29 protein-coding genes and 3 tRNA genes are annotated in these 26,449 nt (G+C 39.7%); 15 read left to right on the top strand and 17 right to left on the bottom strand.

Annotated elements, in window-relative coordinates; all coding sequences use genetic code 11:
- Positions 1–55: 55 nt before the first annotated feature.
- From ACFJIZ_RS08055 to ACFJIZ_RS08030, 6 genes are all read right to left on the bottom strand, one after another.
- Entirely contained in the window at positions 56–985 is a 930-nt protein-coding gene (locus ACFJIZ_RS08055) for a hypothetical protein (protein ID WP_379092041.1), read from the bottom strand.
- Positions 986–1,002: 17 nt separating this feature from the next.
- Entirely contained in the window at positions 1,003–2,181 is a 1,179-nt protein-coding gene (locus ACFJIZ_RS08050) for an acetyl-CoA C-acyltransferase (protein WP_379092038.1), read from the bottom strand.
- A gap of 171 nt (positions 2,182–2,352) precedes the next feature.
- Positions 2,353–2,529 carry an Arc family DNA binding domain-containing protein gene (locus ACFJIZ_RS08045; RefSeq protein ID WP_379092035.1) on the bottom strand — a complete coding sequence of 59 codons (177 nt, stop codon included), beginning with the start codon at positions 2,527–2,529 and terminating at the stop codon, positions 2,353–2,355.
- On the bottom strand, positions 2,513–3,046 hold the full coding sequence (locus ACFJIZ_RS08040) for a hypothetical protein (protein ID WP_379092032.1): 534 nt from the start codon (positions 3,044–3,046) through the stop codon (positions 2,513–2,515). The genes ACFJIZ_RS08045 and ACFJIZ_RS08040 overlap by 17 nt, the downstream gene beginning before the upstream one ends.
- Positions 3,046–3,297 (bottom strand): hypothetical protein, encoded by a 252-nt coding sequence (locus ACFJIZ_RS08035; RefSeq protein WP_379092029.1) that lies wholly within the window; start codon positions 3,295–3,297, stop codon positions 3,046–3,048. Before ACFJIZ_RS08035 ends, ACFJIZ_RS08040 begins: the two co-directional genes overlap by 1 nt.
- A 21-nt stretch (positions 3,298–3,318) precedes the next feature.
- Positions 3,319–3,903 carry an SPFH domain-containing protein gene (locus ACFJIZ_RS08030; protein WP_379092026.1) on the bottom strand — a complete coding sequence of 195 codons (585 nt, stop codon included), beginning with the start codon at positions 3,901–3,903 and terminating at the stop codon, positions 3,319–3,321.
- A 131-nt stretch (positions 3,904–4,034) separates the two neighbouring features.
- Between ACFJIZ_RS08030 and ACFJIZ_RS08025 the strand changes: the two genes are divergently transcribed.
- The 6 genes from ACFJIZ_RS08025 to ACFJIZ_RS08000 all read left to right on the top strand — a co-directional run bounded on the left by ACFJIZ_RS08025 (position 4,035) and on the right by ACFJIZ_RS08000 (position 8,526).
- Complete coding sequence (locus ACFJIZ_RS08025; RefSeq protein ID WP_379092023.1) at positions 4,035–6,110, top strand: HD family phosphohydrolase; 2,076 nt, start codon at positions 4,035–4,037, stop codon at positions 6,108–6,110.
- A 67-nt stretch (positions 6,111–6,177) separates the two neighbouring features.
- Positions 6,178–6,264, top strand: a tRNA-Ser gene (locus tag ACFJIZ_RS08020).
- A 90-nt stretch (positions 6,265–6,354) separates the two neighbouring features.
- Positions 6,355–6,428: transfer RNA gene (locus tag ACFJIZ_RS08015), tRNA-Pro, on the top strand.
- 196 nt (positions 6,429–6,624) lie between these two features.
- Entirely contained in the window at positions 6,625–7,038 is a 414-nt protein-coding gene (locus ACFJIZ_RS08010) for an alcohol dehydrogenase catalytic domain-containing protein (protein WP_379092020.1), read from the top strand.
- A gap of 11 nt (positions 7,039–7,049) precedes the next feature.
- Positions 7,050–7,643 carry a zinc-binding dehydrogenase gene (locus tag ACFJIZ_RS08005; RefSeq protein ID WP_379092017.1) on the top strand — a complete coding sequence of 198 codons (594 nt, stop codon included), beginning with the start codon at positions 7,050–7,052 and terminating at the stop codon, positions 7,641–7,643.
- Positions 7,644–7,647: 4 nt separating this feature from the next.
- Positions 7,648–8,526, top strand: a complete 879-nt coding sequence (locus ACFJIZ_RS08000) for a universal stress protein (RefSeq protein WP_379092014.1) — start codon at positions 7,648–7,650, stop codon at positions 8,524–8,526.
- On the opposite strand, the gene ACFJIZ_RS07995 is transcribed toward ACFJIZ_RS08000, so the two are convergent.
- From ACFJIZ_RS07995 to ACFJIZ_RS07975, 5 genes are all read right to left on the bottom strand, one after another.
- Positions 8,523–8,936 (bottom strand): YoaK family protein, encoded by a 414-nt coding sequence (locus tag ACFJIZ_RS07995; protein WP_379092011.1) that lies wholly within the window; start codon positions 8,934–8,936, stop codon positions 8,523–8,525. The two genes, ACFJIZ_RS08000 and ACFJIZ_RS07995, sit on opposite strands and share 4 nt — an antisense overlap.
- On the bottom strand, positions 8,914–9,276 hold the full coding sequence (locus ACFJIZ_RS07990; protein ID WP_379092008.1) for a YoaK family protein: 363 nt from the start codon (positions 9,274–9,276) through the stop codon (positions 8,914–8,916). The genes ACFJIZ_RS07995 and ACFJIZ_RS07990 overlap by 23 nt, the downstream gene beginning before the upstream one ends.
- Before the next feature lie 127 nt (positions 9,277–9,403).
- Entirely contained in the window at positions 9,404–10,159 is a 756-nt protein-coding gene (locus ACFJIZ_RS07985; protein WP_379092005.1) for a TIGR00730 family Rossman fold protein, read from the bottom strand.
- Positions 10,160–10,319: 160 nt separating this feature from the next.
- The gene (locus ACFJIZ_RS07980; RefSeq protein WP_379092002.1) at positions 10,320–11,105 is read right to left on the bottom strand and encodes a universal stress protein; all 786 of its coding nucleotides are present in this window, start codon (positions 11,103–11,105) and stop codon (positions 10,320–10,322) included.
- An 11-nt stretch (positions 11,106–11,116) separates the two neighbouring features.
- The gene (locus ACFJIZ_RS07975) at positions 11,117–12,604 is read right to left on the bottom strand and encodes a L,D-transpeptidase family protein (RefSeq protein WP_379091999.1); all 1,488 of its coding nucleotides are present in this window, start codon (positions 12,602–12,604) and stop codon (positions 11,117–11,119) included.
- 399 nt (positions 12,605–13,003) lie between these two features.
- Between ACFJIZ_RS07975 and ACFJIZ_RS07970 the strand changes: the two genes are divergently transcribed.
- The 9 genes from ACFJIZ_RS07970 (at position 13,004) to ACFJIZ_RS07930 (ending at position 18,888) form a co-directional block, all read left to right on the top strand.
- Positions 13,004–14,008 carry a response regulator gene (locus tag ACFJIZ_RS07970; RefSeq protein WP_379091996.1) on the top strand — a complete coding sequence of 335 codons (1,005 nt, stop codon included), beginning with the start codon at positions 13,004–13,006 and terminating at the stop codon, positions 14,006–14,008.
- A 226-nt stretch (positions 14,009–14,234) separates the two neighbouring features.
- The gene (locus tag ACFJIZ_RS07965; RefSeq protein ID WP_379091993.1) at positions 14,235–14,849 is read left to right on the top strand and encodes a YceI family protein; all 615 of its coding nucleotides are present in this window, start codon (positions 14,235–14,237) and stop codon (positions 14,847–14,849) included.
- 59 nt (positions 14,850–14,908) lie between these two features.
- Positions 14,909–15,553, top strand: coding sequence for a hypothetical protein (locus ACFJIZ_RS07960; protein ID WP_379091990.1), 645 nt, complete (start codon positions 14,909–14,911; stop codon positions 15,551–15,553).
- Positions 15,528–16,232 (top strand): hypothetical protein, encoded by a 705-nt coding sequence (locus ACFJIZ_RS07955; protein ID WP_379091987.1) that lies wholly within the window; start codon positions 15,528–15,530, stop codon positions 16,230–16,232. The genes ACFJIZ_RS07960 and ACFJIZ_RS07955 overlap by 26 nt, the downstream gene beginning before the upstream one ends.
- Before the next feature lie 56 nt (positions 16,233–16,288).
- Complete coding sequence (locus ACFJIZ_RS07950) at positions 16,289–16,891, top strand: YceI family protein (protein WP_379091984.1); 603 nt, start codon at positions 16,289–16,291, stop codon at positions 16,889–16,891.
- Positions 16,892–16,935: 44 nt separating this feature from the next.
- Positions 16,936–17,337 (top strand): hypothetical protein, encoded by a 402-nt coding sequence (locus tag ACFJIZ_RS07945; RefSeq protein ID WP_379091981.1) that lies wholly within the window; start codon positions 16,936–16,938, stop codon positions 17,335–17,337.
- Entirely contained in the window at positions 17,334–17,678 is a 345-nt protein-coding gene (locus ACFJIZ_RS07940; RefSeq protein ID WP_379091978.1) for a hypothetical protein, read from the top strand. Before ACFJIZ_RS07945 ends, ACFJIZ_RS07940 begins: the two co-directional genes overlap by 4 nt.
- Positions 17,669–18,616, top strand: coding sequence for an acetyl-CoA hydrolase/transferase family protein (locus tag ACFJIZ_RS07935; protein WP_379091975.1), 948 nt, complete (start codon positions 17,669–17,671; stop codon positions 18,614–18,616). The genes ACFJIZ_RS07940 and ACFJIZ_RS07935 overlap by 10 nt, the downstream gene beginning before the upstream one ends.
- Before the next feature lie 198 nt (positions 18,617–18,814).
- Positions 18,815–18,888 (top strand) — tRNA-Pro (locus ACFJIZ_RS07930).
- Positions 18,889–19,213: 325 nt separating this feature from the next.
- Here ACFJIZ_RS07930 and ACFJIZ_RS07925 read toward each other — a convergent pair.
- The 6 genes from ACFJIZ_RS07925 to ACFJIZ_RS07900 form a co-directional block, all read right to left on the bottom strand.
- Positions 19,214–19,744: a hypothetical protein gene (locus ACFJIZ_RS07925; RefSeq protein ID WP_379091972.1), complete on the bottom strand. Its 531-nt coding sequence runs from the start codon at positions 19,742–19,744 to the stop codon at positions 19,214–19,216.
- Between the two features lie 12 nt (positions 19,745–19,756).
- Positions 19,757–20,761: a hypothetical protein gene (locus ACFJIZ_RS07920; protein WP_379091969.1), complete on the bottom strand. Its 1,005-nt coding sequence runs from the start codon at positions 20,759–20,761 to the stop codon at positions 19,757–19,759.
- A 330-nt stretch (positions 20,762–21,091) separates the two neighbouring features.
- Positions 21,092–22,525 carry an SEFIR domain-containing protein gene (locus tag ACFJIZ_RS07915; protein ID WP_379091966.1) on the bottom strand — a complete coding sequence of 478 codons (1,434 nt, stop codon included), beginning with the start codon at positions 22,523–22,525 and terminating at the stop codon, positions 21,092–21,094.
- A gap of 854 nt (positions 22,526–23,379) precedes the next feature.
- Positions 23,380–24,003, bottom strand: a complete 624-nt coding sequence (locus tag ACFJIZ_RS07910) for a YdeI family protein (protein ID WP_379091963.1) — start codon at positions 24,001–24,003, stop codon at positions 23,380–23,382.
- 85 nt (positions 24,004–24,088) lie between these two features.
- Positions 24,089–25,048, bottom strand: a complete 960-nt coding sequence (locus ACFJIZ_RS07905; protein ID WP_379091960.1) for a helix-turn-helix domain-containing protein — start codon at positions 25,046–25,048, stop codon at positions 24,089–24,091.
- Positions 25,049–25,434: 386 nt separating this feature from the next.
- The gene (locus ACFJIZ_RS07900; RefSeq protein WP_379091957.1) at positions 25,435–26,355 is read right to left on the bottom strand and encodes a pentapeptide repeat-containing protein; all 921 of its coding nucleotides are present in this window, start codon (positions 26,353–26,355) and stop codon (positions 25,435–25,437) included.
- Positions 26,356–26,449: the final 94 nt, after the last annotated feature.

Here is a 26,449-nt window from a genome sequence, read left to right as displayed (position 1 = left end):
TTTGCAATATAAAGACACCAATGGAGAGTACCAAATAATGTCCATATCTGAATATTTAGTGATTTTGATTTGTGATAACAGTAGATGCTTTAACGGGCCTTCCATACATTTCGTCGTTAACAGAAGCATCGTTTTTTAATTGTACGTTTTCTGAGAGCGACAATTTACCATAAACGAGTTTATACCCATCAAAACTGAGGTCTGAGGCATAAAATTCAAAGTTGCCTACCATTTTTGGGTCATAAGGTACAAGATGGTCAAAAACAATCATGTTCACCTTTTTGTCGAAAGTTAAGGTCATGGCATTCAGTTTATTGTACTCGAATACCACTCGGTTTTTTAAAGGTATGTTTTTGGCCGTCTCGAAGATGTTCTTTCCAAAAACAGGTTCTCCCTTTTCAAAAGATAATACCTCTATTACTTTTTTGGTGGTTTTGTGGTCGTTGCCCTTCCAGCCCAAAAGGATAAAGTAGGGTTGTTTACCATTTACAATTACGGGAAGGACTTCGTAATAACGTGCGCCAAGCCAATTTTTGGCATCTGTTACAGCATTTACATCTGTAAGGTTAGAAGTATTGTCTGTTAAGGGAAATAATTTTAAGCTGCCATTTGGCGTAGCCATTTGGATCGTACCATAATAACGGTAGCTACCTTCGTCGGTTGGGATAAACCAGGTAATGATCCGGAAAGAGTTATCTGGTGATTTTAAGACCGAAATCCGTTTCAAAGAATCGAAGCCATAATTAAATGAGCCATTGACCTTTAATGCAGTAACCAGTTTTTTAACAAACTGGGCATTTTTCTCAAACCGCGAAAGATTGTCTTTGGCATTAAAGGTTTCTTCACTTAGCAAAAGCAGCGAATCCTGATAAGCGGTTAGCTGTGGATTGTTGTTGAGTGTAGTCGTCTGTTGTGCATTTAACTTTGTATATGCACAACAGATGATCAACAAAAGTAATAGCTTGCTATTGAAGGTTTTAATCATCAAAGATTTTATTTTGCTTAACGTAAATTCTCGATAACTATTGCACTTGCACCACCACCGCCATTACAGATACCGGCAACGCCAATTTTAGCATTGTTTTGTGCCAAAACAGAAAGTAAGGTAACTACAATTCTAGCTCCAGAAGCACCAAGCGGGTGTCCGATGGCTACAGCGCCACCATTTACGTTAACTTGACTCTCTTTTAAGTTCAACTCTTGGTTGTTGGCTAAAGAAACTACAGCGAATGCCTCGTTGATCTCGAAGAAATCCACATCTGCAGTAGTAAGGCCAGCTCTGTCCAATGCCAAAGGAATGGCTTTAGAAGGAGCAGTAGTAAACCATTCTGGTGCTTGTTGTGCATCAGCATAAGCTAAAACCTTAGCCAATGGTTTAATGCCCAATTCTTTTGCTTTATCTGCACTCATCAAAACCAGTGCAGCAGCACCATCGTTTAGGGTAGAGGCATTGGCAGCCGTAACGGTACCATCTTTTTTAAATACTGGTCTTAAACCAGGGATTTTGTCAAATTTTACGGCAGCTGGTTCTTCATCATTGCTAAACAAGGTAATTTCTCCCTTGCGGTCTTTGATTTCTACAGCAACAATCTCTTCGCTAAATTTACCAGCAGCTTGTGCCGCTTGTGCTCTTTTATAAGATTCGATGGCAAAATTATCTTGCGCTTCTCTGCTGATGTTGCAGGTTTCGGCACAAAGTTCTGCAGCAGATCCCATGTGGTAATCATTGTATACATCCCACAAACCATCTTTGATCAAGCCATCGGTAATCTGTCCATGACCTAAACGGTAGCCATTGCGGGCTTTATCTAAATAGTAAGGCACATTGCTCATGCTTTCCATACCACCAGCTACTACAATCTCGTTCTGGCCTAAGGCAATGCTCTGTGCAGCCAACATAATAGCTTTGGTGCCAGATGCACATACTTTATTAACCGTTGTGGCAGGTAGATCTGGTAAACCGGCAAACTTAGCGGCCTGTGTGGCAGGGGCTTGTCCCAAATTGGCAGACAATACATTGCCCATGTAAACTTCCTGAATATGCTCTGGAGCTAAACCAGCTTTTGCTACTGCCGCTTTAATGGCAAAACCACCCAATTGGGTAGCAGAAAATCCTGATAATGAACCGCCAAAACTACCAACCGGTGTTCTAACGGCAGCTACAATTACTACGTCTCTCATATGATATTTTTAAATATTTGGTGGGCGCAATTTAGGCAATTGACCACATATTACCGCAAAAATGTTTGATTTTTGGCTAATTATCTAGGGCTAGATTTGGTAAATGTGATGGTTTTATGATTTTTAAAACCTTTTTTGAAGCAAAGCAAGGATAATATGGCGAATAGGAAGCTAGCCCAAATTTTCTTTTTTGCTTTTGCCCTTTTTCTTCGATTTAATGGCTTCGTTGAGCAGGTATTCGATCTGCCCATTGGTGCTTCGAAACTCACTTGCTGCCCATTGCTCTATTTCTTTCAATAAAGCTGGGTTTATCCTTAACACAAACGCTTTTTTATCTTTCTCTGACATCGGTTTCTATAGCTGTTATGTTGTATTGTCTTTTTAAGTTGATGAGGAAAAGTGCCAACTCATCTGGTTTTTCGGTACTAAAAAGTACTTTTTTAGGGTCTAATTCCAACTGCAGGCCTAATGTCTTGTCGTTAAAGATATAGGCTTTGTCATTAAATTTAAACCAGAGGCCGGTACGTAAGCCCCAGCCACCATATTCGCTTAAGGCATCGTATTTTCTGATGTAGGCCTTTTTAACTGCAGTCCACGAGATATGTTTTTTCCTTACAAATGGCCAATAATGATAGCTGATCCCATATTGGTCGATCTTTAAGGTCAATCTGTTTTTGGTAACGATATAAATAATGATATAAGGTAGTGCGATGGACAGGATGGGTAGGAAATAAACATTTTTTAGCTCTTCCCAACCCATTTTGTGTTTGCCCAAAAATAAGACACTACAAACAATGATGGTTTCTATACCCAAGAGGATATATAACCACCATAATTTTAACTGTTGTGTTTCTTCAAACTCCATTAGTTGTATAAAGTACCAGTATTAACTACAGGTTGCACATTTCTATCGCCACAAAGTACCACTAATAAATTGCTTACCATGGCCGCTTTGCGTTCTTCGTCCAATTCAACTATGCCTTTTTCAGATAACCTGTCTAACGCCATTTCTACCATGCCTACTGCGCCTTCAACAATTAATTTTCTGGCCGAGATTACTGCTGTAGCCTGTTGACGTTGCAACATAGCACTCGCAATTTCTTGCGCATAGGCCAAGTGCGAGATACCTTGCTTCGATCACTTCGATCCTGCTCTAGACAAACGCTCGTTCAATTCTTCCTCTAAAAGCACACTTACTTTTTCAGCACCATCTTTCAAGGTAATTTCAGCACTTTCATCTTCCATGTTATCATAGGCAAAACTGTTGGCCAAATGCCTAACAGCAGCCTCGCTCTGTATATTTACGTATTGGAGGTAATTCTCTACCGCAAAAGTAGCCTTGGCAGTTTCGTTTACCTGCCAAACAATTACAGCTGCAATTTCAATAGGGTTACCCATTTTGTCGTTTACTTTTAATTGTTGTCCGTTTAGGTTGCGCGCACGTAACGACAATTTCTTTTTAGTAGTTAAGGGATTTACCCAGAAAAAACCATCAGATTTTACGGTGCCTACATATTTGCCGAACAAGGTCAATATCTTGGATTCGTTTGGATTTACAATGATCAATCCTGGAGCAACCAGAACAAGGTTGACGGTTAAGGTAAGGCCGCCCAAAACAAAGCTCTCAAAGGCAAAGCATGCAATTGCGGCGCCCAAAAGCCCTAAAAATAAGGTTAATGCTAAATACCCAGATGGTGGGTTGATAATTTTTTCCTGATACATAATTGATATTGATTTGATATCACAAATTGAAATATAAATTCTGAGATAAGCAAATAAAATCGTCGAAATATTTATGTTTTAGGCTATTGAAGAAATTAATCTTAATTTTGGGTTAATCAATTTGTACAGCTTTGGCCAAAATCAGAAAAAATCCTAAAGTCCTTTACCGCAAATATTCATCTAACATCAAATATGTGATGATGGTGGTTTGTGTATTCGTCATTACCCTTTATCTGCCCAAACAGCCACGTTTCAGGTACGAATTTGAAAAAGGAAAGATTTGGCTGAACAAAGATTTGATCTCGCCATTTAGTTTTGCCATCCTTAAAACAAACCCACAGCTCAATACCGATAAAAGTGAGGCCCTCAATAATGTATTGCCCATCTACAGGTACAATGAAGATGTGTTTAAAGGACAAAGTGAGGCATTTTTGAATGAGTTTGATGTGAAGTGGAAATCAGCTGCCTTGGTAGAAAATGATAAAGAGCAGACTAGGCAAGCTGCATTGAGAATGTTGGAACTGGTTTATAAGAAGGGGGTCATTGGCCTTACTGCCAAACACCAAAAAGACGATAAACATTATGATTTTTCTTTGGTAGACAACAACGTATCTACAAAGACCAATTCGCAGGATGTTTTTACCACAGAGAGTGCCTTAGACTATTTTAAGAACAACTTTAGGTCTACCAACCTGAAAATAAGAGATGTGGTGGTTAATCTGGTAGAAAGCCACTTGAAACCCAACCTTGTTTTCGACGAACGGTTAACCGCAATGGTACAGAACAGCACGGTCAACAGTCTTTCTACCACCAAAGGGATGGTGCAAAAGGGCGAACTGATCGTAGCCAAAGGAAGTTATGTAGATGATGAGGTTTACCAGAAACTACTTTCTTTTAAGGAAACCTATGAGGCACAGACCAAAACCATAGGCGATAACAGGCTTGTTTATTTAGGCCAAGTGCTTTTAGTAGGCTTTATCATCACCTTGTTAATGGTTTTCCTTTTCCTATTTAGGAAGGATATTTTTGCTGACAACAGACAGCTTTCCCTGCTTTTGTTGGTGATCACTTCCATGTTGTTGGCTTTAACTTGGGCCATCAAACTTAACCTGCCAAGTTTATACTACATTCCGTTTTGTATTGTACCGATCATTATTAGGATCTTGTTCGATACCCGTTTGGCGCTGAACCTGCATTTGCTCGTTATTTTGGTGGCAGGCTTTTTTGTGCCCAACAGTTTCGAATTTGTATTTTATCAGGTCACCGCTGGTATGGTGGCCATCTATAGCATCAAAAACCTGATCAAAAGAGAGCAATTGCTCATTTCTGCCTCATTTATCTTGGCTTCTTATTTTGTGGCCTTTGTCGGTATTGCCTTGTTAAGAGAAGGGTCATTTAAACAAATAGAATGGGCCAACTTCTTGCCTTTTGTATTTAGCGTACTGCTTTCTTTATTGGCCTATCCATTGATCTATGCCTTTGAAAGGGTTTTTGGCATCACATCCGATGTAGCGTTGATCGAGCTGACCAATACCAACAACAAACTACTTAGAGAATTGGCCTTTAAAGCCCCAGGAACTTTCCAGCATTCCTTGCAGGTGGCCAACTTGGCCGAAGCAGCCATCTTTAAAATAGGAGGTAATTCTTTGTTGGTAAGGGCAGGGGCATTGTACCACGATATCGGTAAGATGGAGAACCCGCAGTATTTCATCGAGAACCAAAATACGGCGGTTAGTCCGCACGATAAGCTACCTTACGAACAAAGTGCCCAGATCATCATTAAACACGTACACAAGGGCATAGAGATTACCCGTAAGCATAAGTTGCCAGAAAATGTAATTGATTTCATCAGAACGCACCATGGCAATACAAGGGTCGATTACTTTTACCAGTCGTTCTTAAAAAACTCTCCAGAAAAATTCGTCGACGAGAATATTTTCCGTTATCCAGGGCCTATTCCTTTTTCTAAAGAAACAGGTGTGTTGATGTTGGCCGATTCGGTAGAAGCAGCGTCGAGAAGTCTTAAAAATCCGGATGCCCAGAACATAAATGATCTGGTTGAAAGGATAATTAACTACAAATTGGAACAAAACCAATTAGATAATTGCGATTTGACGTTAAAAGATTTAGAAACTATAAAGCTGATATTCAAGACAATGCTCATGAGCATCTATCATGTTCGAATAGATTATTTACAAACTACGTAATTTTTTTTTGCAAACATCAATGAATTGCTATATTTGCAACCTCAAAACGGATGTTTTGCGAAGAAAAGGAGAGGTGCCTGAGTGGCCGAAAGGAACAGTTTGCTAAACTGTCGTACTGGTAACGGTACCGCGGGTTCGAATCCCGCCCTCTCCGCTCAAATTAAAAGTCGAAGTAATAGGTTTTAACAGATAAAAGCCGTAACTTTGCAATCCCTTCGCAAAAGGGAAATAAAAGATACCAGTTCGGGGTGTAGCGTAGCCCGGTATCGCGCCTGCTTTGGGAGCAGGAGGTCGTAGGTTCGAATCCTGCCACCCCGACTTAAAATGTAAAAAGAGGCTTAGGCCTCTTTTTTGTTTAATCACTTTTCGTAAAGGCAATACGATTTCAATAAAAAATCCGTAAGAAATTAATTTTCAGCATAGTATCATTTTTATAAATGATGGGCATCATTATTTAAGTAGTGAATAACCAATAGATTTATCCTATTAAATCGAGAGTTATGATCCTAAAACAATGAAAGCCGCCGTGCTCCATGAGTTTGGCCAACCTTTAAGCATAGAACAAGTAGCGGTAAAAGAACCAAAAGAAAATCAGGTGCTGATAAAAGTAATTACCAGTGGCGTTTGTCATACTGATCTACATGCCTGTATGGGCGACTGGCCAATAAAACCTAAACTTCCTTTGATACCAGGCCATGAGGCTATAGGATATGTAGTTGCACTTGGAAAAGGAGTTAAAAATGTTAAAGAGGGAGATATTGTTGGCGCACCATGGTTATTTAGTGCCTGTGGTTGTTGCGAATTTTGTATTACAGATGGGAAACCCTTTGCGAAACCCAGCAGAATGGAGGTTATAGTGTTGATGGCGGCTATGCAGAATATGTGGTTGCCGACGCCCGTTACATGGCTCGTTTCCCGTCTGGGATAAATTTTGTTGAAATGGCACCAATTACCTGCGCAGGGGTAACAGTGTATAAAGGTTTAAAGGAAACAGATACTAAGCCAGGAGAATGGGTAGCCATTTCTGGTATAGGCGGACTAGGGCATCTGGCGGTCCAATACGCAAAAGCCATGGGCCTACATGTAGCGGCCATTGATGTTTCTGATGATAAATTAGCCTTAGCCAAAGCGCTTGGTGCTGATTTAACGGTTAATGCTTTAACTACAGCCCCAGGAGAATTTCTTAAAAAGCAAACCGGCGGAATGCATGGCGTTTTGGTTACAGCGGTTTCTCCAATCGCATTTAGCCAATCGTTAGCTGCTTTGAGAAGAAAAGGTACCATCTCTTTAAATGGATTACCTCCTGGAAGTTTCGACCTGCCAATTTTTGATACTGTACTCAATAGATATACCATTAGAGGTTCAATAGTAGGTACAAGAAAAGACATGCAAGAAGCCATTGGTTTTGCCGTAGAAGGAAAAGTGAAAGCAACGGTAAGCGTGGCTAAGCTCGAAGACATTAACCTGGTATTCGATCAGCTTAAAAAAGGAGAAATTGAAGGAAGGGTTGTACTTGAAATTGCCAATCCATAAGATGATGAAAAAGATATTAGTCCCTACAGATTTTTCGGCACCTGCAGAAAATGCGGCGCATTATGCCATTGCATTGGCAAAAGTGCTCAAAGCCGAAGTGATGCTCTGCAATGCTTTTAAAGTTCCAGCAGATGCACCTATGGCTGGGCAGGTAGCATGGCCTTTGTTAGATTATACCGATATGCAATCCTTTTCTACCAGCGAGTTGGATAAGCAGATCGAAAAACTTACTGACCCTTTATGCGAAAATAAGGCAGATGTGTATTGTCCGGCGTTGAGTTACCAGAGTGCATTAGGAACTGTATGTGATGTAGTTGATGTTTTGGTAAAGGAAAAACAAATAGATCTAGTGGTAATGGGCATGGCTGGTGCAGGCGGACTGGTTCAATTTATTTTGGGTAGCAATAGCCGGGCAATGATCGAACGGTTGTGCTATCCTGTACTTTTTGTACCTTATGAAGCATCTTTTAAAAAAATCAGGAAGATAGTTTTTGCAACAGACCTTAGCTCGGATGATCTAAAGCCCCTTAAGTATTTGATCAATATTGCAGCCAGTTGCGATGCAACAATTGTTGTAATGCATATTACTGATTTCGAAACCCAAAAAAATGAAGAAGACCAACAGGTGCTCGAAAGTTTTTTTGATAAGGTAAGTGCAAAAATCAACTATCCAAAAGTGAGGTACGAATATGTTTGGAATACCAATCTGGACAATGGCCTGGCTTGGGTAGCCCAACAAAAAGATGTTGACATGATGGGCATAGTGCATCACCAGCACTTGCTGATTGATAGGATCTTTAATGGTAGCCATACGCAAAAACTTGCTCGACGTACACAAATACCTTTACTTGTATTTCCTCCTAATGAGCGTTTGGTTTTTTAAAGCCCATCTTTATCACTATGATCTTTAACCATGCGAAAGAGGTTAGCATAGTAGCGTTTGATGTTCAATCTAAAGATATCATAGCCTAGAGCAAACAGTAGCAATAAGATTGGGACAAGGAAGGCGATGAAATTGATGAGGCCAAAAAGATATGCGCCAACAAGTGCACCCATAATAAAACAGAAGATAATGGCCAATCTCAGCTTTATCCGCGAAAAAAGCGTTTGATCTTGGGCCAAGGAACTAAACTTCAGCTGTGCCAGGTCGATACCAAGATCGGTGAATGTTCCGGTAAGGTGGGTGGTTCTTACTACTGAACCAGAAATAACAGACACCAGTGCATTCTGAAGCCCCATGGCAAAAAGCAGACTGCCGGCAAATGCCCTATCAGCATATAAAAAAATGTCCATTAAAACCCCTCATAGCGCAGGCTAATAAGATAACAATCTCTATAAGGATAGGGATGACATAAGAAAATCTTTGATCTTTACCTGTTCTGCTAATGATCAGACTGGAACTGAATGCGCCTGCTAGAAACAGTAACATCCAAATGGCGATTACCCCTGCATCACTCCAATCTCTCAGGGCGATACGTTCTGCCAATAACGCAGCATGCCCAGTAACATTTGTTGTTAGGGCCGAAAAGCCCAAAAAGCCTGCGGCATTAACAAATCCGGCAGTTAAACATAACAATATAGCCAACCTTAGGTTGTGGGTGGTAGTCCGTCTCTCTCCAAAATGTCTCAACATACTTTTTGATGGTTTTTACTTTTATTGGTTGCCAATGTAAACAAGTTATCTGACTGTGCACAAATACCGCTATTGGCCTTTGCTTTTAACGTGTCAATTGTTCCATCAAAAACTGCCAGTTTCTTTGTTATTCTCCTAAAATTCGGAAACGACGGAAACGTTGTCTACGTTTTTCCATGTGTTTCTTTAAGGCTATGCGCTCGATGTGTGCCAATGTTTCGTCAATAGAATCGGTAAAAAGAACCAGATTAAGGTCTTCTGCGGCTATTGTTCCTGCCTTGATCATCGAGTTGAATAGGGGTTGTAGAGGTTCCCAAAACGCTTTGCCAAAAAGTACAATTGGAAAATCGAGTATTTTTTTGGTTTGGACCAATGTTAAGGCTTCAAAAAACTCGTCCAAAGTACCAATGCCTCCAGGCATAATGATAAAGGCATCAGAATATTTAAACATCAATACCTTGCGCACAAAAAAATAGTTACAACTAAACCATTTATCTAGATAGGGGTTGGGTTGTTGTTCTTTGGGCAATAAGATATTACAGCCTACAGATACACCATTGTTTTCTTTTGCGCCGCGGTTGGCTGCTTCCATAAGGCCGGGTCCTCCACCCGTAATGGTGGTAAAGCCCAATTTGGCCAGTCCGCCTCCAATTTTTCTAGCGCTTTCGTAATAGGGCGAATCTTCCTTTATTCTTGCTGATCCAAAAACGGCCACACAAGATTCTAAAAAATGGAGCACCCTAAAACCAGAGATGAATTCGAACATCACCTTTAATGAAAAGACAAATTCTCTAAATCTGGATCTTGGCCCTTCTAAAAAAACTTGCTCATTGTCTTTATCTGTAAGCTTTAAAGTTGTTGCTGTTAACAGGTCATTAGACATAGTCGACGTAGTTGTATCCCTTGGGGCTTGGTTAAGTATTGATGATGATGCGCTGATTATTTGTTAAAGAGAAATTACCATCCGATCGGTTGTTTATCTTCGGGCAGTACCAACAATGGGAGTGTAGTTAGTCTGACCATTTTTTGAGTATGGCTACCTATTAAAATCCTTGATAAGAAACCAGTATGGCGATGGTCATGGCCAGTACATCTATCTGCCCATGTTCGATGATCCATTTAAGACCTTTGTCTATGTCGGTTTCGATGAGATGCCTGTAATAGATCTTGGCATAATTGATATTGCAGGTAACCCTATTTAAAAATTGGTTGGCCTTGGTGCTTGGGTCGTAAAGATCAGACGGTTCTTCATGTACATGGGTAAGCAGTATTTCTGGATTAAAAAGACAGAAAAGCCTAGCTACAGCTTGGATAGAATTAAGGTCGCTTTCGCTCAGATCTGTAGCAAAGGCAATTTTATCAATGGCTGTATAAGCAGCTTCTTTTGGGATTAGCAGCAGTGGAACATTGGTTTTTTCTACTACAGCTCTGCTATTGCTGCCTAATAACAAACGCTCCACATTGCCAGCTCCAGATGTTCCCATTACAATAAGGTCTATCTGTTGTGTTTCCACAATTTGATCTACCATTTCTTTTACCGAACTTAAGTTGTAGCTATGGGTAATGGTAGGCAGATAAGGTTTGTTTAATTCTTCGTCCTTGCTTATCTTTTCTACATAAGCACTTAGTGCACGCTCGGCATCTTCCCCTAAATGGCTATAATCTTGCACTGGCCAAACTACGGCTCCAGCCATTGGGATCAATTCTGGAATTAACAGACTGTGACATAAATGGACAGAGGCTTTAATTGTTTTGGCAATTTGGATGGCATAGCGTACAGCATTATCGGCACATGGCGAATAATCTATAGGGACAAGTATTGTTTTCATTGTTATTTATTTTAGTTTTTGGTCAATTGTTCAGGCTTACCGTATATTTTTATCATGAGGTCGTTATCTAATTGATAGAGGTCGTTATGGAATTGCAGCATACCCTCTCTTACCGTACAGGTTAAATAGGTAATGATAATAGGAATAGGGTTTTTGAGTGGAAAATTCTTCTTTACATAACCTTTCATTGCAGTTTGTAGGTTAGCTGTTTTTGATGGCTGCCCATCGGCCTTTAGTAATAATTCGGCCAATAGCGCTGCCTTTTCTACCCTGATGCAGCCATGGCTATAGGCCCTGTTTGTGTTTTTAAAGAGCTGCTGTTCCGGACTATCATGTAGATAAATGTCAAAAGCATTTGGAAAACGAAATACCACTTTGCCCAAGGCATTGTCGCAACCAGCAGTTTGTTTGGCGTGGTAATGCTCAGGATGTAGTTTTATGCTGTTCAAACTACTCTTACCAATGGTTACCAAATTTTCTTGGCGGTCATAAACGGCTATATGGTTTTGGTCAAAATAAGTGCTGTCTTTTAGGGCTTTTGGAATAAGTTCTTTCACAAAGATGCTTTTAGGTACTTTCCAATCTGGTGCAGTTTCTAAATAGTTGATCTGGCTTTGTAGCGTTGGGCTAGGTGTTTTTTCTTTTCCTACTACTACCTTAAACCCATATGTGGTGTCTGCTTGTTGATAGGTTAAGGTAAACGATGGAATATTGATATGTACAAATGAGCCACTGGTCCAATTTATCCATCTTAACCTTTCCATATTCAAAGCAATAGACCTAACTTCCCGCTCGGGTGTTTCATACGAATCGCAGGTATATTGCCCAGCGATCAACCTCATGTAACTTTGCAATTGTTGGTATTGTTCAAATTTGGGCTGTACGGTTAAGATGGTATCCATCAGGTTTGAACTGTTGATGGCATTTCGAAGGAAATCGTCGGCTTTCAATTGACCCGCAATTCCCTGATCAATAGCTAAACTGCTGAGATATGGATTGTATGCACCAAAATGGAGGTGGTTGATCATGCTGATCATGGCATCGGTAAGCATCAATTCAAATTCTACCTTTTGTTGGGCCGACAAACGTTTTTCGGTGCTTAGTACCGCATACAGTTGTGCATAATCGAGCAGCTGTGGATGGTAAGTTGTAGGTTGCAAACCATATTGCCTAACGCAATCTAGCAGTAACATGGCCGAAACTGTTGGTGCTATATCTTGCGCTGGCCTTAACCAACTGGCTTCAAAAGTATTCGATAGATAAAAACGCTTCACCGTATTTGGAAAGTTCAATTGTTTGAGCACTGTAGGGCTATTGAGCTGTTTGCTCAATTCGATTTGTATAGAATCTGGTGTTGATGATTGAAAATGCGGTAAAGACTTTGCATCTACAGCAAGATGGAAAGTAAGCTGAAGTAACAAGATAATGATACCAGTGATCAGAATCACTTTGGTCTGGTCTTTCGTTGTGGTAGACAAAGCCCTGTTATTTGTTTTCATGTTTTGAAGTTTATGGTGTAAAGTTCTATAAACCTGTGTTTTGAAAGCCTGATGGTTGTCACTTCTTTAAGTGATTGTCAACTCAGCAAAAAATCCAATTGTACTTGGTAAAGGGCTTAGTTTCGAAGTTTGAAGTAGAAAAAGTGACCAAAGTCATTTTATTTAGATCGTCTGGCCACCCAAGCTCACAGTTATTGCCTTGGTCAATATCAAATATTTGATAGACAGTTTTTTAATGAGCAATTGCATGAGTGGTTTTCCATTGAAAACATTTGAGCTTCTAAGTTAAATTAGCACTATATTTGGATGGAAGGCTTGGCAATGGAACGAAAAGAATATGTTTCGCAATTATCCAGGACGCATGCGTGGTATCATTACTAGATCTTAACCAATAGACGTATGAAAAAAGCATTGATCATTGAGGATAATGACGATATCAGGGAAGGGGCTGCCGAAATATTAACACTTGCTGGTTATGAAACTTTTACCGCAAAAAATGGTAGGATAGGTGTTGACTTAGCCATTAGACATCTTCCAGATGTCATCTTATGTGACATTATGATGCCGGAACTGGATGGTTATGGGGTATTGTACTTATTGCAGAAAAATCTACAGACCGTTGATATTCCCTTCATCTTTATGACCGCTAAGTCCGAACGTGCTGATCTGCGCAAAGGCATGGAGATGGGGGCCGATGATTACCTTATCAAACCTTTTGATGATGTGGAACTTTTTAGAGCGATCGAAAGCAGACTCAAAAAAAGAAGTAAACCAATTGGATTTAAATTTCAAGGTGCAGATAAAAATTCCCTGTTCGAGTCATTAATAGCAAAGGGAAAGACCAGGTCATTTGTCGGCAAACAGGTCATCTACATAGAAAATGACGAGCCCGCTCATTTGTATTTTGTTAAAAAAGGACAAGTTAAAAGCTATAAACGCGCCCAAGATGGAAGAGAATTTTCTTCTACCTTATATGGTAAGGGTGATTTTTTTGGCTATGAAAGTTTATGCAGGTCATCAACTTATACCGAAAATGCGGCAACATTAGGCGATTCTGAACTTACTTTGATCGCTAAGGCAGATTTTATGGAATACCTGTTCAGCCATCAAGAAATTTCCAATGCTTTTATCAACATGCTGTCTGGTAATGTACAGGAAAAAGAAGAGCAGATGCTCAGGCTGGCCTATTTTTCTGTCAGAAAACGTGTGGCAGATACCCTTGTACAGGTAGCGGTTAAGTTTGGAGAGCCCAATTCAGATCAATGTACCTTAAGAATATCGAGAGATGAGCTTGCTGCGTTGGTTGGAGCCTCCAGTGAAACGGTTAGTCGTATGCTGGCCGATTTTAAGGACGAAAAACTCATTGAGAAAAATGGAACCGCAATAGAGGATCCTTTCCATTGAAAGCTTGCGGAAGGTGAAACAGTAAACCCCTACAGTTTTTTATGGATTACCTACCGCTTATTTAGCCCAAATGGAATAGTAAGCGTTGCAAAAAGTATTGCAAGATAGCGCTATACACTGCAATCGGCATGTCTGATGAACATCAGTTTTGAACCTGTTGCCCATCAGTTAGCAAACAACACTTCTCCGGTACTTTTGATTTATCGATCCACTTAGATAAATCATCATGAAAAAAGTACAACGAGGCCCAAGCATTTGGCCCATCATCAAAACCACGATCCTGCTTATCATTTTGTCTCCCTTGGGGATAATGGCACAGTCGCTCTATAAATTAACCCCTGCAAAAAATGTTCTGGTTACTGTAAACGGTACTTCTAATGTTCACGACTGGACAATGACCAGTACTGGCATTGAGAGCCAGGGTGTTTTTAAGCTCAATTCAAAAAATGAACTTACTGGGTTATCAGCCTTCAGTTTTACGGTTCTGGCAAAAAGTTTAAAAAGTGGAAAATCTTCTATGGACAATAGAACCTATAAAAGTATACTGGCCGATGAGTTTCCAAAGATTGTTTTTGTCTTGAAATCGGCGGTTGTCAATCCGCTTTCGGCCAATAGGTTTCAGATCTTGGCTACTGGAAATCTTTCTATTGCAGGCGCTACACAGCCCGTTACATTAACTGTAACAGCCCTTGTAAATGCTGATCAGTCCATTACCTGTACAGGTACGGAAAAATTGAAACTAACGGATTATAAGATAGATTCACCAAGTTTTATGCTCGGCGCAATGAAGGTAGGGAATGAGCTAGGCATTAAGTTCGATCTCAATTACAATAAGCCTTAAACCACAACATAACGCTCTTTATCAGTTTTTCAAATCCTTAACTATTAAATAGTCTCATCATGAAACATAAATTTACACCCCTACACTTTACAGCAATTGCTGTATTGCTGATCACCTTTTTCTGTTTAAATGCAAACGCACAGGTTTCCAATCTTCGTCCTTACGATAAATCTGGTATCAATGTATTCGAAGCCCCAAAAGACAGCAGTGCTGTTTTCAATAAGCTAAAAGTCCAGTTCGGCGCTGGTTTTACCCAGTCTTTTCAAGGCTTAAAGCATGAAAATGCAGTTGGTGGCTTATATAAGATGACACCAGGTTTCAATACTGCCAATGCCAACCTGTTTATGGATGTGCAATTGGCTGATGGTATCAGGTTAAACCTTACCAGCTACCTGTCTTCCCGTCACCATAACGAAACCTGGGTAAAGGGTGGTTATATCCAATTTGATAAACTTCCGTTTAAAGGCACCTTGTGGAAAGATATCATGTCGGTTACTACGATCAAGATCGGCCACATGGAAATCAACTATGGCGACCAGCACTTTCGCAGGTCTGATGGTGGACAGACCATCTATAACCCATTTATCGAAAACTACATCATGGATGGTTTCACTACCGAAATTGGTGGAGAGATCTTGGTAAGAAAAAATGCCTTGTTCGGTATGGTTGGCGTATCTAATGGAATCGATCAAAGGAAACATTGACAGTTTGATCGCCACCCCACAAGATGCGAATGTCCATAAATCGCCAGCAATCTATCTAAAGGGTGGGTTCGATAAACAACTGAACCAAGACCTCAGACTGCGTTTTGCGGCTTCATTTTATAGCAACAACAGCTCTGGCGGACAAACGTTATATGGTGGCGACAGAACGGGTTCCAATTATTTTATGGTGATGGAAAAAATTGGTGCCACCAGTACAACCAATGCTTTCTCAGGAAGATTCAATCCTGGTTTTACCAAAAAAGTTAATGCTTTGCAGCTAAACGCCTTTGTAAAACTAAAAGGATTGGAGCTGTTTGCAACTTATGAAAATGCCAAAGGCAGGTCAAAAACAGAAAGCAATGTGAGAGGGGCAGAGCAGATGGCCATTGATGGTGTGTATCGATTTGGCGAAACAGAAGACTTCTTTATCGGTGCAAAATACAATGTGGTTACTGCTGCATTGGCCGATGTGGCTGCTGTTGGTACAACACCCGCAATTATTTATACTGGAGATGTAAAGGTTGACCGTATTGCTTTTGCTGCGGGTTGGTTCATGACCAAAAACATTTTGTTGAAAGGCGAATATGTAACCCAAAAATATAAAGATTTTCCTGGCACCGATTACCGAAATGCCGGAAAATTTAAAGGTTATGTGATCCAGGCCGTAGTTGGGTTTTAAGGTTTATATGAACAGGCAGGAGCAAGGTGTTCCTGCCATTACCTAAAAATAAAGAGATGAAACGGTTGATCATCTTGCTTTTGTTGCTGCTGTTGGCAGATTTCGGTAAGGCCGATTTCCCTGCACCTATGCTTCGCTCATCTAAATGGGTGATTAGCCAAAACAGTAGCCTAGTGGTAAAAGGCAATACAAATGTAAACAGGTTTTCTTGCGCCATTGATCAATATCCAAAAACCGATACAGTAATGGTTACGGCAGACCAAAACAACAATATGCTGCTTTCTGGTGTGCTCAATATCGAAGTCAAACATTTTGATTGCCAAAACCTGATGATGACCAGACAGCTTAGAAAAACACTAAAGGAAGATCAGTTCCCTGCTTTTCAGGTCAGGTTTTTATCCTTAAAAGAAACGCCATTGCTCAAACAAAAGAAAGATTTTGTTAAAGGTTTTGTAGCCCTTACCATAACAGGGGTAACCAAACAATTTGAGATCTGTTATCAATTGAGCAGAGATAAAAATACCATGGTGCTTGTTGGCAACCAGACCATCAATTTTTCTGACTTTAAGCTCGATCCACCAAAAAGGATGGGCAAGCTGATCTTGGCAAAAGACCAGCTCAGTGTAGCCTTTGTTCTAAAAATGGAATCGGTCATTTAACCCTTGTTTATCCATCTGATTTTTTAACGATTTAACTTATCAAAATGAATACCAACCCAGATTTGCAGTTATCCTCAGAACTTCAGGAGCTGTACCTTGAAAACAAAGAATGGATCGCTCAACTACAATTTCTAAAGGATGAGTATCGATTTTTTATCAAGCTGTTCGATTCAGAGCAGGTAGCCGAAAGAAAACACAGTGTAGAACAGGTGCTGATGATCGGCGACAGCCTGCTGTTACTTCGCCAAAAGATAGCAGCCTTAGAAAAACTAACGGTAACACACCAGCAATTGATAACCAGTATTTTAAAAGATGAAAAACAGCAGGTTGGTTTAGCACTCATCGAACAAAATACAGCCATTGGCAAGGAGATCAAATTGCTGCTCAGTACCAGTCAATTGATCAAAAAAGACCTTTTTGCGTTGGTAGAAGGAGGTAAAGTATGATCAGTGTAACTTATGTTGCTGAAGACCAGGCTTTACAGGCTGTAAAATCTGGTGACCGTGTATTTATACATGGTGGAGCCGCAACGCCCACTTGTTTGGTTACGGCACTTCAAAGAAGATATCGTCAACTTAAAAATGTTGAATTGGTGAGCATTACCACCTTGGGTGCGGTTGATTTTAACAAACCTGAGTTTAAGGGTTCATTCTTTTTAAATTCACTTTTTGTTTCGGCAGCTACGAGGAATATGGCCAACAGTGAAGATGGAGATTATGTGCCGATTTTTTTGAGCCAGATCCTCAACTCTTCCGTAGAAATATTTTGCCAATTGATGTGGCCTTAATTCAAGTATCGCCACCAGACCTGCATGGCTATTGCTCATTGGGTACTTCTGTAGATATTGCAAGATCGGCTGTAGAAATGGCCAAACATGTAATAGCCCAAGTTAATCCTTTAATGCCACGTACACATGGCGATGGTTTTGTACATGTAAGCAAGATCAATTCGATGGTATGGTATAACACAGCTCTTCCCGAAGTAGACTACCACAGCCAATTGACCGAGGTTATAGAGAAGATTGGCTTCAATGTAGCCTCGCTCGTTGAAGATGGTGCAACACTGCAGATGGGTATTGGCGGTATTCCTGATCAGGTACTTAAAAACCTAACTACCCATAAAGATCTTGGCATACACACCGAAATGTTTGCCGATGGGGTCATCCCCTTAATTGAAAGTGGGGTCATCAACAATACCAAAAAGAAACTGAATGTTGGCAAGTCGGTTACCTCATTTATTACAGGAACACGTAAGTTGTACAACTTTGTAGACGATAACCCATCTATCCGTGTAATGGATATCGGCTATGTAAACGATACCAGCATCATAAGGCAAAATCCAAAGGTTACCGCCATTAACAGTGCCATAGAAATAGACCTTACCGGACAGGTCTGCTCAGATTCTATCGGTACTTTTCAGTATTCAGGTATTGGTGGTCAGATGGATTTTATTCATGGTGCATCGCTCTCAGATGGGGGTAAACCGATCATTGCAATGCCTTCTCAAACCAATAAAGGTATCAGCAGGATTGTTCCGTTTTTAAAAGAAGGTGCGGGTGTAGTAACCACAAGAGGACACGTGCATTGGGTAGTTACCGAATACGGTATGGTAAACCTGTTTGGCATGAACCTGAAACAAAGGGCTAAGGCATTGATAGGCATTGCCCATCCTGATCATAGCGAAATGTTAGAAATGGCTTACCGAGATAGGTTTCTGTTAAAGTAAAAAGGTTGGGGGCTGGTGTAAAGGGTAACGTAGCAGGTGATTTCTGCTGTTATAAAAATAATTGTGGCAGATTTTTAATTTTAATAACCCTCATTTTTAGCAGATTAATAAAAATATTTCCCCAACCATTTCATATCCTTGTTTTTTATGCTACATTTGCAGCCGTTAACAAAATTAACAAAAGGTGATACCAATTTTCGGGGTGTAGCGTAGCCCGGTATCGCGCCTGCTTTGGGAGCAGGAGGTCGTAGGTTCGAATCCTGCCACCCCGACAAACGAAAGCCCCGATTTATCGGGGCTTTTTTATTTTCAGGAAATGCCAAGCTTGCTTGAAGCACGAACTGGAAATAAAACAGTGAGCTTTGACGAAGGAGAAGAAGTGGCTTTAGTTTTTCTCCAATAATCCATTATAAGGATCGACGAAGCTCATCCTGCCATCCCGACTTCAGAGGAGAAAGTGAATTAGTAAAATAGTTGACAAAGCAAGAGGCGAAATAAAACATGAACGGATCTTTGATGGTAGAAAAATAGTTGGAATTAACCTGAAGCGTAGAGAAACCTGAACGTAAGCCACGTATGAAGGCACAGATTAGGATGCTATTTTAAATACTCTCGGTCGCACTCAATACCGTTTTGAAAAAATCGTATTGTATAGTCACCTGCCTTATCTTTTGTTCCGAATACGAGGGCGGCACCTAATTTATAGTTATAATGGTTGCCTTGGTAATCAATAGTCATGTGTTCTAGTTTTAACAAATCAAACTCCTTATTTTTAGCTGAATTGGAATCCTTTTTTATTTCTAATGCCAGAAGATTATTATCATTTGTATTCCGGGTATGAATAATAATATCAGGAGTTAATTTGTATCTATCATCATGACTGGGATTGATACCAATCTCGCGCATCCGGTTATTTGCAATATCCAACTCCTTACGGTCATGTATTTTTGCGATATCCCCATTATATTCTGGATCAACATCATATTCATCAAAAAGCGGGGATAAATATTTTGTAAGGTGACCATTCAGGTTTAACTCATTAAGTCCTCGTTTTAATATATTATGCTCGCGCTCGAGTAATTGGTGAATAGCATTATCAAGTCTATGGATTACTTCATTTACGTTCATAATTACCTAATCCTAAGAAATCTTTAAACGAATAGTTGTCGCAATTGTCTTTATTATTCGAGTAAGGTCATAAACATCTGCTTCTTTAATCACTAAGCGCTGACCAGCTTTATAACTAAGGTCACCAGAGCGGTCTACATATTTTTGATCTACAATTCCCTCGGTATGTGAAAGTAAATGCCTTCTTTGAAAAAGTATGTTGAGTTTATTAAAATCGGATTTAGTTATCCAATCAGTATAGCCCTCGCCTAAGAGAATTTTCCAATAATCAGATCCTGTATCAAGATTTTGAAATGCATTGAACTTTACTTTTTGACCTGGTAATGCTTTAGTATAAGTTACCTCGCAAAACCTTTGAAATGCAACTACTCCTTCATTTAAGCCCGTTTCGATAAGCGAGCGACAGGTGGTTTCAGCTTCATCTTTACTTACTGTTGCTACTGCTTTATGGATTAGTGGAAGATTTTTAATCTTGTCTTCTATTTTTTTTACTGAGCTATCAAAGGTTTCTCCTGCTGAATTATGGCCGCATGATGGGCAAAAAAATGCACTACCAACTACTGAATATCGAGTGTGACAAACTTCACAGGTCACTTTTAAGACCATTTCTTCTGATGAAGGAATTGGCAAAATAATGTGATATGGTCGAGGGGAAGAAATCTTCATTTTGATCTGAAGAAAGGAGTTTCGGGATTGACTGGAATTAAAATTTTTTGCACTTTTTGCAAATGCATGGTCAATTCTACCTGCAAGGTGTGCTAATCCCTGCTCAGTAGCATTAGCCAGTTGTTCCTGCGTCCACCATGCATCGGATTCAGCCTCATGACGGCAAAGAGGACAAAATATTTGTTCATCACGGCAAATATCTCTCCAATCATCTTGGTGAATTTTGAATTGAAATTCACAGTCTGTATTTGGACATTCACGATCCCAATAACCTTCATTATCAACTGCTATGGGAATAGATATCTGTTCATTTTGGAGTTTTTCTAATTCTTTAAGTACTTTTTCAAACATAATCCTCTGTTTATAATATAAAGATAATAAGTGATTGACATTATGTACTATATGTTGATAAATCATCTCGTTCCTAAAATGATTCCCTACTAAATTACGCTCCTCTTTCATTTTTTACAATTTTGCCACAACGACAATTTGAGCCAGGAAAGGACACTAATCGAACACATTGGAAAATTGCAAAATCAATACTCGAAAAATCAAAACCCCTAATGTAAGAGGCAGTAAATGCAAAGGAAACTCTTAAATGAGTCAAGACCATCTGTTTTCAATAAGACCATTCCAACTCCCGTTTGGCCTCGTTAAGAGCGTTGGAGGTGAGCAAGCTCTTTACTTAATTGTCCCGATCTTTTCCGGGTCAATGAATTGTTCCAATTTTGGCATTCTTGTCCAGGAGTTGGAATATCCTCTAGAATCCTGATTCCTATTTTTCAGTACTTGGATTTTACTTTTAAGACTTTCTATAGTATCTACATCAAAGATAGATTTTACTTTTTCAAAATGCCGTATTGATACTAAGCGGTTAAGAATTGGAAACAGGTGGGTATCTTCATTTTTGTAGATATATGTTCTAGGAAACCACCTCCAATTTTCCAGATCTGCAACGAAGCTGCAAAGAATATCAGCATCTGTCAAATCCGTTTTATTTATGTTTTCAGGTAGTCTAACTATCAAAAGATCAGCTTGTGGATTGACTACACTCTTGCCTAATGTTTTATAATATTCTTCGATACCTTCTGCATTCAGATAAAAAGCCTGAAAAGTCTTTGGTTCATTATCGTTTTTATATCTATCGATAATGAAATAACGTGAGTGAAGAAGATGTGCTAGCAAACGATAATTTTCTTTTTTAAGACCTATTGTGATTGAGTAAATGAATAACTCATTGATGATAAACCTATAGTTGTTGAAGTCTGCATCATACCAGCTGGATGTCGACGTATTTGGATACAATAGGCTAGGCAATCGTTCAAAAAAATGAGAGATTATGTCCATGTCCACCTCAGCTTCATACTTATTCAAAACTATTAGAAAATCAATAAAGTCATCACGCAACGGTTTGTATTTATTTAAATTGTTGTAGAGTATCTCCCCAAAATCCGGTTTTGTACAAGACCCTTGTGGTATTGAAAAATCACTTAAATTATTAAAAAACTCATCCAAAAAATCTCTGACAATACCATTTATCCTTTTCGGATTTTTATCAACTTGAGACTCAAAGCCTCGTACAATTGTTGTTGTCTTATAACTTATAGGCGATTCCTCAAGCAGATACTTTGGAGGGCTGCCCAATTTTGGTTTGGAAAGAAGTGGAAGCTGATAAATATTGCGCAATAACTTTTCGTAATTTATTTCAAAATGCTCTTCTTCAGATAGATCAATATAGATTTTTCCTTCAAGATAGATAGGCAAACAAGCATTGCCTGAGTCATCCCGTTGAGCGACGATCGGTATAAATTTTTCTTGGGTTGCACTGCCATAGACTTTAGCGCTTATTATTGTGGTTTCAGTGCCAACGCCACCGGAACGATCGTTTGCTTTTTCACAGTAAATCTGATCCAGAACAACCAATACCTTATCAATATCAACAGCATGTACCATACTTTCCATGAAGGCATATTTGTCATGGCCTTCCTTCAAATTCCATTTATCAAGTATTACATCTACTCCGTCATGTACCAATCGTTGAGCTAATTGTAATACCCATAATTCATGTGTTGGGTTGCTCCAACTATAGGAGATGAACACTTTCTTTCCATTCATAAAATTTTGGTTTTAACTTACGAAGTTAATATGTAAATGCTAAAATTCTTAATGACTTGACAGACAAATTTCCACAATTACAAAATGCAATTGACGGTGGAATTTTAATAACTACAAGCGAAAACATAAAAATATCTACTAGGCATTTCCAAAGAAAAATATGCCTTAAAATAACCAGAGGTCAAATTTATATTCGGTCATTGCCCCTTAAATTATCCATTATCTTCCATGATAGTTCTTAAAAGTTCCTGTAGGTATTGAATTATATCTTTCGACGTCCCTTACCGTCGACAACAACAAATCATAGTTTGATAGATTAAATCTTTGGCAACTCCCCAACTTACTCCCCATAAACCCATTTCATACCTTCCCACGTTTGGCCCAATCAAAACCATTGAGCCATGAACAATTATGCAATAAAACCAGGCCGTGAATTCAACGGCAAACATTACCCAAAAATCAAAAAGATCATCATCGCTCCGCGAAAAAGATCCGTTCCAAACTCACGGGATTTACGCCCCTGAACCTGGAAAGCTTCATCGAAACCCTGCCAAGCATTCATCCGATTTTAAAACGAGGTTGCGGTTTGAACCCTGACATTTAATTCGCTCATTGTATCAAACCAAAGTTTTGTTACAGATATCAAATGATTGAAATTTTTTATTTTTGTTTTGGAAGCACCAAATTCGCCAATAACCTCAAATTATGTAGAAAAAGGTTCTAAATTTGTACAGGGAAGTCGACAAACAAAAGCCCCGATTTATCGGGGCTTTTTTATTTTCAGGAAATACCAAGCTCGCTTGAAGCGCAAACTGGAAATAAAACAGTGAGCTTCGATGCAGGAGAAGCGGGGTTTATTTCTGGTGCTTCCAGAACCGCCCCTTTCCCTCGGCAATCCATTCCATAGCCTCATCTATTCGTTTTTGTCTGGTCTGATCGGTCTTGGCATCACTGATCCAAATGATGTATTCCTTACGGAAAGAATTTGATTTGCTTTCAAAAACTGCTTTCGCTTTTGGATTGCCTTCCAGTGCATTTTGGAGATAGTCGGGAGTTTCTAATATCTTGGGCTTTTCTGTTAGGGGTTTTTCCCTTTGGACCTTTAGGCCTTTTTCGTTGAGCTGTACTGCCTCTTTGATCATGGCGATAAATTCCTCATCCGGAAGTAGTTCGCTTGACTGCGTTATTTTACCCAATAACCGTTTGATAGGCTTGAGGTCTTTTGTTGCTTTCAACCGAGGGTCGCTCATCAGCTCGCCCTTTAAAAAGGTAAATGCGCAGTGGGCCTTATGTGATGCCATTACACACATATGATCACCTTTATAATCGAAGTGGGGGATGCCCCATTTAATGGCCTCTTCCACATTTGGACAATTTTCGTGGACTAGCCTGCGCCAGTGTTCAAGAATTGGTTTCGCAAAATTTTCTGCCTTTTCAATATAGGCATCTATAGCCGGGTCGTAGTTCGAATTCTCCATTTCTGAATTTAAATTGATACCGCAAATAAAGCTAGAATCTAAGAAAATAAGTCGGTTAAAATCTTGGATTTTCGGGTCAATTTAATTACCTGTGCTTTCTACGGAATTCGGAAGGGGAGAGCCCTGTATGTTTTTTAAAGAATTTTCCAAAATTGTTAGGGTCGGAAAACTCCAGCTGATAGGCGATCCCAGAAATCTCCATATCGGTGTACCGGATTAACGATTTGGCTTCGGTGGCCACACGTTCGGTAATAAAACTCAGCGCATTGCGTCCCGAAGCTTGTTTAACGCTCTGGGAAAGGTAATTGGCTGTAACAGAAAGCAGGTCGGCGTATTCCTTTACACTGCGTTTCTGGATATAATGACTTTCAATCAGCTGGATAAAGTCCCGCATCAACACCTGCTGTCTGCCAGTGGGTAGCGCTTTTTGGTTTGTTTCCTGTGCAAACTCCTCTAGGTGACATAATAGTCCCAAAAGTTTCAGTCTTGCTTCCAGGTGAGCATCTTTGCTGGACTGTTCGTAAGCCGAAAAAACGGTTTCAAAATGTGGAGCCAGCCGGTTAAAGGTATCATGATTAAACCTGAACAGATTGGTGCGGAGTTGGTCAAAAAGGGTAAATTGTTGATGGAAGCCTGGCCTGAAAAAAGAGAAGGCCTCGGGCTTAAAATAAATGATATAACCCTCCAATGCATTATTATGTGCAAAGCTATACACTAGATTGGGTGAGTGGAACACCAGATAGGAATCCGGGTCTTCCACGAGTTCCTGACCATAACTGATATTGACCTTTCCTGAATTGAACAGCAATGCAAAAAAATAAAAAGCACGCTTGAATGGTGGCCTGTATACGGACACTTTAGGCCCATCCAAGGGCTTTAACCTCAGACAATAAAAATCAGGGTTCTCGGTTCTGCTTGGCCAAGGGATAGAGGCCAGGAAATCATTGATCTCTGTGTAAAAAGGAAGAGTTGATTGCATTTTCTCCATAGTCCATACAAAACGTTGGACGAAAATAACTTTTTTAAACGTTATTCCATCCAGCATGCATCTGTCTTAAACAATTGGAATAATAACTCCTTTATCGGTCTGTTCAAAAACGATCTAGAAATCCTACATAAGAGTAGGCTTTAAAGGATGAGAAGGCAAGTTTGAAAATAAATAAGTTGTAATCTATAAATTAACCTAATTAAATATTAATGTTATGGGACTTAAACTGGAAATAAAGCAATGAGCTTCGACGCAAGAGAAGTGGTGGCTTAAGTTTATTTCCAATAATCCATTATCAGAATCAGCGAAGCCTATCCTGCCATCCCGACAAATAATCCCGCACCAAGTTCTGCTTGAAGGGTGGAGTTGAAGACATAGACAAAACTCTTATAATTAGCACAATAGATGTTGCTCCATTTTTGAGGATCAATGGCCTGTGTTTTTTAGGGCGTCATTAAGGTGATACCTGCTAAATCCGCTTTCCCGATCTTCAAGAACTCATAGGTAATCCGGTCTGCCTGACAGTCAACAAACCTGATCCTTTTAAACCTACTGATCTTGTTGTTTTTAAAGAAAATATTCATCAGTGTCGAATTTTCGAATTTTACCCAGTTAAAACCACAGTTTTCAAAATAACAGTCTTCCAATGTGCCGTTGAAGATGACATTGTCCAACGCCATCCCGATAAAAGAGGTATGTTTCCAAACTGCATTTGCAATGGTATTGTGCTCAAAGCCTCCAGATTTAAATATGGCCCCTGTAAAATCGGCACCAGTGAAATCGCAATCTTTAATATAACTTCCTGAGAATTGAGCTGCTTTCATGGAACAATCCCTATAAATATTTTTAACAAAATGTGAGTTCTGGATCTTACTATTGCTCATGTTGGAACCAGAGAAGTCACAACTATCAACGTTATTGCTCCTTAGCATAAGTCCTGACAAATCCGAGCCAATAAATTTACAGCGTTGCATGTTGGAAGAACTGAATTTCTCATTTAAGTTTTTTAAACCGGAAAAATCTGCATCTACCCAGTTTCCGAATGACATGTTCCAGCCGAGTTTACGATCTTGCTTTTCGGATGATAATTGCGTTGGATTTGAAGCATCCAGTTCATCGTTTGGTGCTATTGGTTTGGTCTCTTTTGTCGCTGATGGGAAACTACCCGAAAAATAATTCAGATCAACACCCAAAATTTCCGCAAGACGATTAAGGGTGATGATGTCTGGCATTGATTCTCCACGTTCCCATTTTCCAACAGCCTGAGGACTGATGAATAGCAATTCTGCCAACTGGGCTTGAGATAAGTTGATTTTTTTTCTTGCTTCGGCAATTTTCGTTCCTACTACTTTGGTATGTAACATGGGCGTATCTATTTATTTTTGATACAACAAAGGTATTGGTCTGCACTATGCAAATCGAAAAAACACGAATACTTTTGGTTGTATTGACGCTACT

Origin of the sequence: Pedobacter sp. UC225_65, from assembly GCF_042698365.1 — a bacterium.
Taxonomy (GTDB): Bacteria; Bacteroidota; Bacteroidia; order Sphingobacteriales; family Sphingobacteriaceae; genus Pedobacter.
Note: the sequence above shows the minus strand (reverse complement) of the source record. Positions and strands in the feature narration are given on the sequence as shown.

Excerpts from the sequence above, each read along its gene's own strand:
- ACFJIZ_RS08055 (WP_379092041.1), bottom strand. The coding sequence starts at position 985 with ATGATTAAAACCTTCAATAGCAAGCTATTACTTTTGTTGATCATCTGT.
- ACFJIZ_RS08050 (WP_379092038.1), bottom strand. The coding sequence starts at position 2,181 with ATGAGAGACGTAGTAATTGTAGCTGCCGTTAGAACACCGGTTGGTAGT.
- ACFJIZ_RS08045 (WP_379092035.1), bottom strand. The coding sequence starts at position 2,529 with ATGTCAGAGAAAGATAAAAAAGCGTTTGTGTTAAGGATAAACCCAGCT.
- ACFJIZ_RS08040 (WP_379092032.1), bottom strand. The coding sequence starts at position 3,046 with ATGGAGTTTGAAGAAACACAACAGTTAAAATTATGGTGGTTATATATC.
- ACFJIZ_RS08030 (WP_379092026.1), bottom strand. The coding sequence starts at position 3,903 with ATGTATCAGGAAAAAATTATCAACCCACCATCTGGGTATTTAGCATTA.
- ACFJIZ_RS08010 (WP_379092020.1), top strand. The coding sequence starts at position 6,625 with ATGAAAGCCGCCGTGCTCCATGAGTTTGGCCAACCTTTAAGCATAGAA.
- ACFJIZ_RS08005 (WP_379092017.1), top strand. The coding sequence starts at position 7,050 with ATGGCACCAATTACCTGCGCAGGGGTAACAGTGTATAAAGGTTTAAAG.
- ACFJIZ_RS08000 (WP_379092014.1), top strand. The coding sequence starts at position 7,648 with ATGAAAAAGATATTAGTCCCTACAGATTTTTCGGCACCTGCAGAAAAT.
- ACFJIZ_RS07995 (WP_379092011.1), bottom strand. The coding sequence starts at position 8,936 with ATGGACATTTTTTTATATGCTGATAGGGCATTTGCCGGCAGTCTGCTT.
- ACFJIZ_RS07990 (WP_379092008.1), bottom strand. The coding sequence starts at position 9,276 with ATGTTGAGACATTTTGGAGAGAGACGGACTACCACCCACAACCTAAGG.
- ACFJIZ_RS07985 (WP_379092005.1), bottom strand. The coding sequence starts at position 10,159 with ATGTCTAATGACCTGTTAACAGCAACAACTTTAAAGCTTACAGATAAA.
- ACFJIZ_RS07980 (WP_379092002.1), bottom strand. The coding sequence starts at position 11,105 with ATGAAAACAATACTTGTCCCTATAGATTATTCGCCATGTGCCGATAAT.
- ACFJIZ_RS07975 (WP_379091999.1), bottom strand. The coding sequence starts at position 12,604 with ATGAAAACAAATAACAGGGCTTTGTCTACCACAACGAAAGACCAGACC.
- ACFJIZ_RS07970 (WP_379091996.1), top strand. The coding sequence starts at position 13,004 with ATGAAAAAAGCATTGATCATTGAGGATAATGACGATATCAGGGAAGGG.
- ACFJIZ_RS07965 (WP_379091993.1), top strand. The coding sequence starts at position 14,235 with ATGAAAAAAGTACAACGAGGCCCAAGCATTTGGCCCATCATCAAAACC.
- ACFJIZ_RS07960 (WP_379091990.1), top strand. The coding sequence starts at position 14,909 with ATGAAACATAAATTTACACCCCTACACTTTACAGCAATTGCTGTATTG.
- ACFJIZ_RS07955 (WP_379091987.1), top strand. The coding sequence starts at position 15,528 with ATGGAATCGATCAAAGGAAACATTGACAGTTTGATCGCCACCCCACAA.
- ACFJIZ_RS07950 (WP_379091984.1), top strand. The coding sequence starts at position 16,289 with ATGAAACGGTTGATCATCTTGCTTTTGTTGCTGCTGTTGGCAGATTTC.
- ACFJIZ_RS07945 (WP_379091981.1), top strand. The coding sequence starts at position 16,936 with ATGAATACCAACCCAGATTTGCAGTTATCCTCAGAACTTCAGGAGCTG.
- ACFJIZ_RS07940 (WP_379091978.1), top strand. The coding sequence starts at position 17,334 with ATGATCAGTGTAACTTATGTTGCTGAAGACCAGGCTTTACAGGCTGTA.
- ACFJIZ_RS07925 (WP_379091972.1), bottom strand. The coding sequence starts at position 19,744 with ATGAACGTAAATGAAGTAATCCATAGACTTGATAATGCTATTCACCAA.
- ACFJIZ_RS07920 (WP_379091969.1), bottom strand. The coding sequence starts at position 20,761 with ATGTTTGAAAAAGTACTTAAAGAATTAGAAAAACTCCAAAATGAACAG.
- ACFJIZ_RS07915 (WP_379091966.1), bottom strand. The coding sequence starts at position 22,525 with ATGAATGGAAAGAAAGTGTTCATCTCCTATAGTTGGAGCAACCCAACA.
- ACFJIZ_RS07910 (WP_379091963.1), bottom strand. The coding sequence starts at position 24,003 with ATGGAGAATTCGAACTACGACCCGGCTATAGATGCCTATATTGAAAAG.
- ACFJIZ_RS07905 (WP_379091960.1), bottom strand. The coding sequence starts at position 25,048 with ATGCTGGATGGAATAACGTTTAAAAAAGTTATTTTCGTCCAACGTTTT.
- ACFJIZ_RS07900 (WP_379091957.1), bottom strand. The coding sequence starts at position 26,355 with ATGTTACATACCAAAGTAGTAGGAACGAAAATTGCCGAAGCAAGAAAA.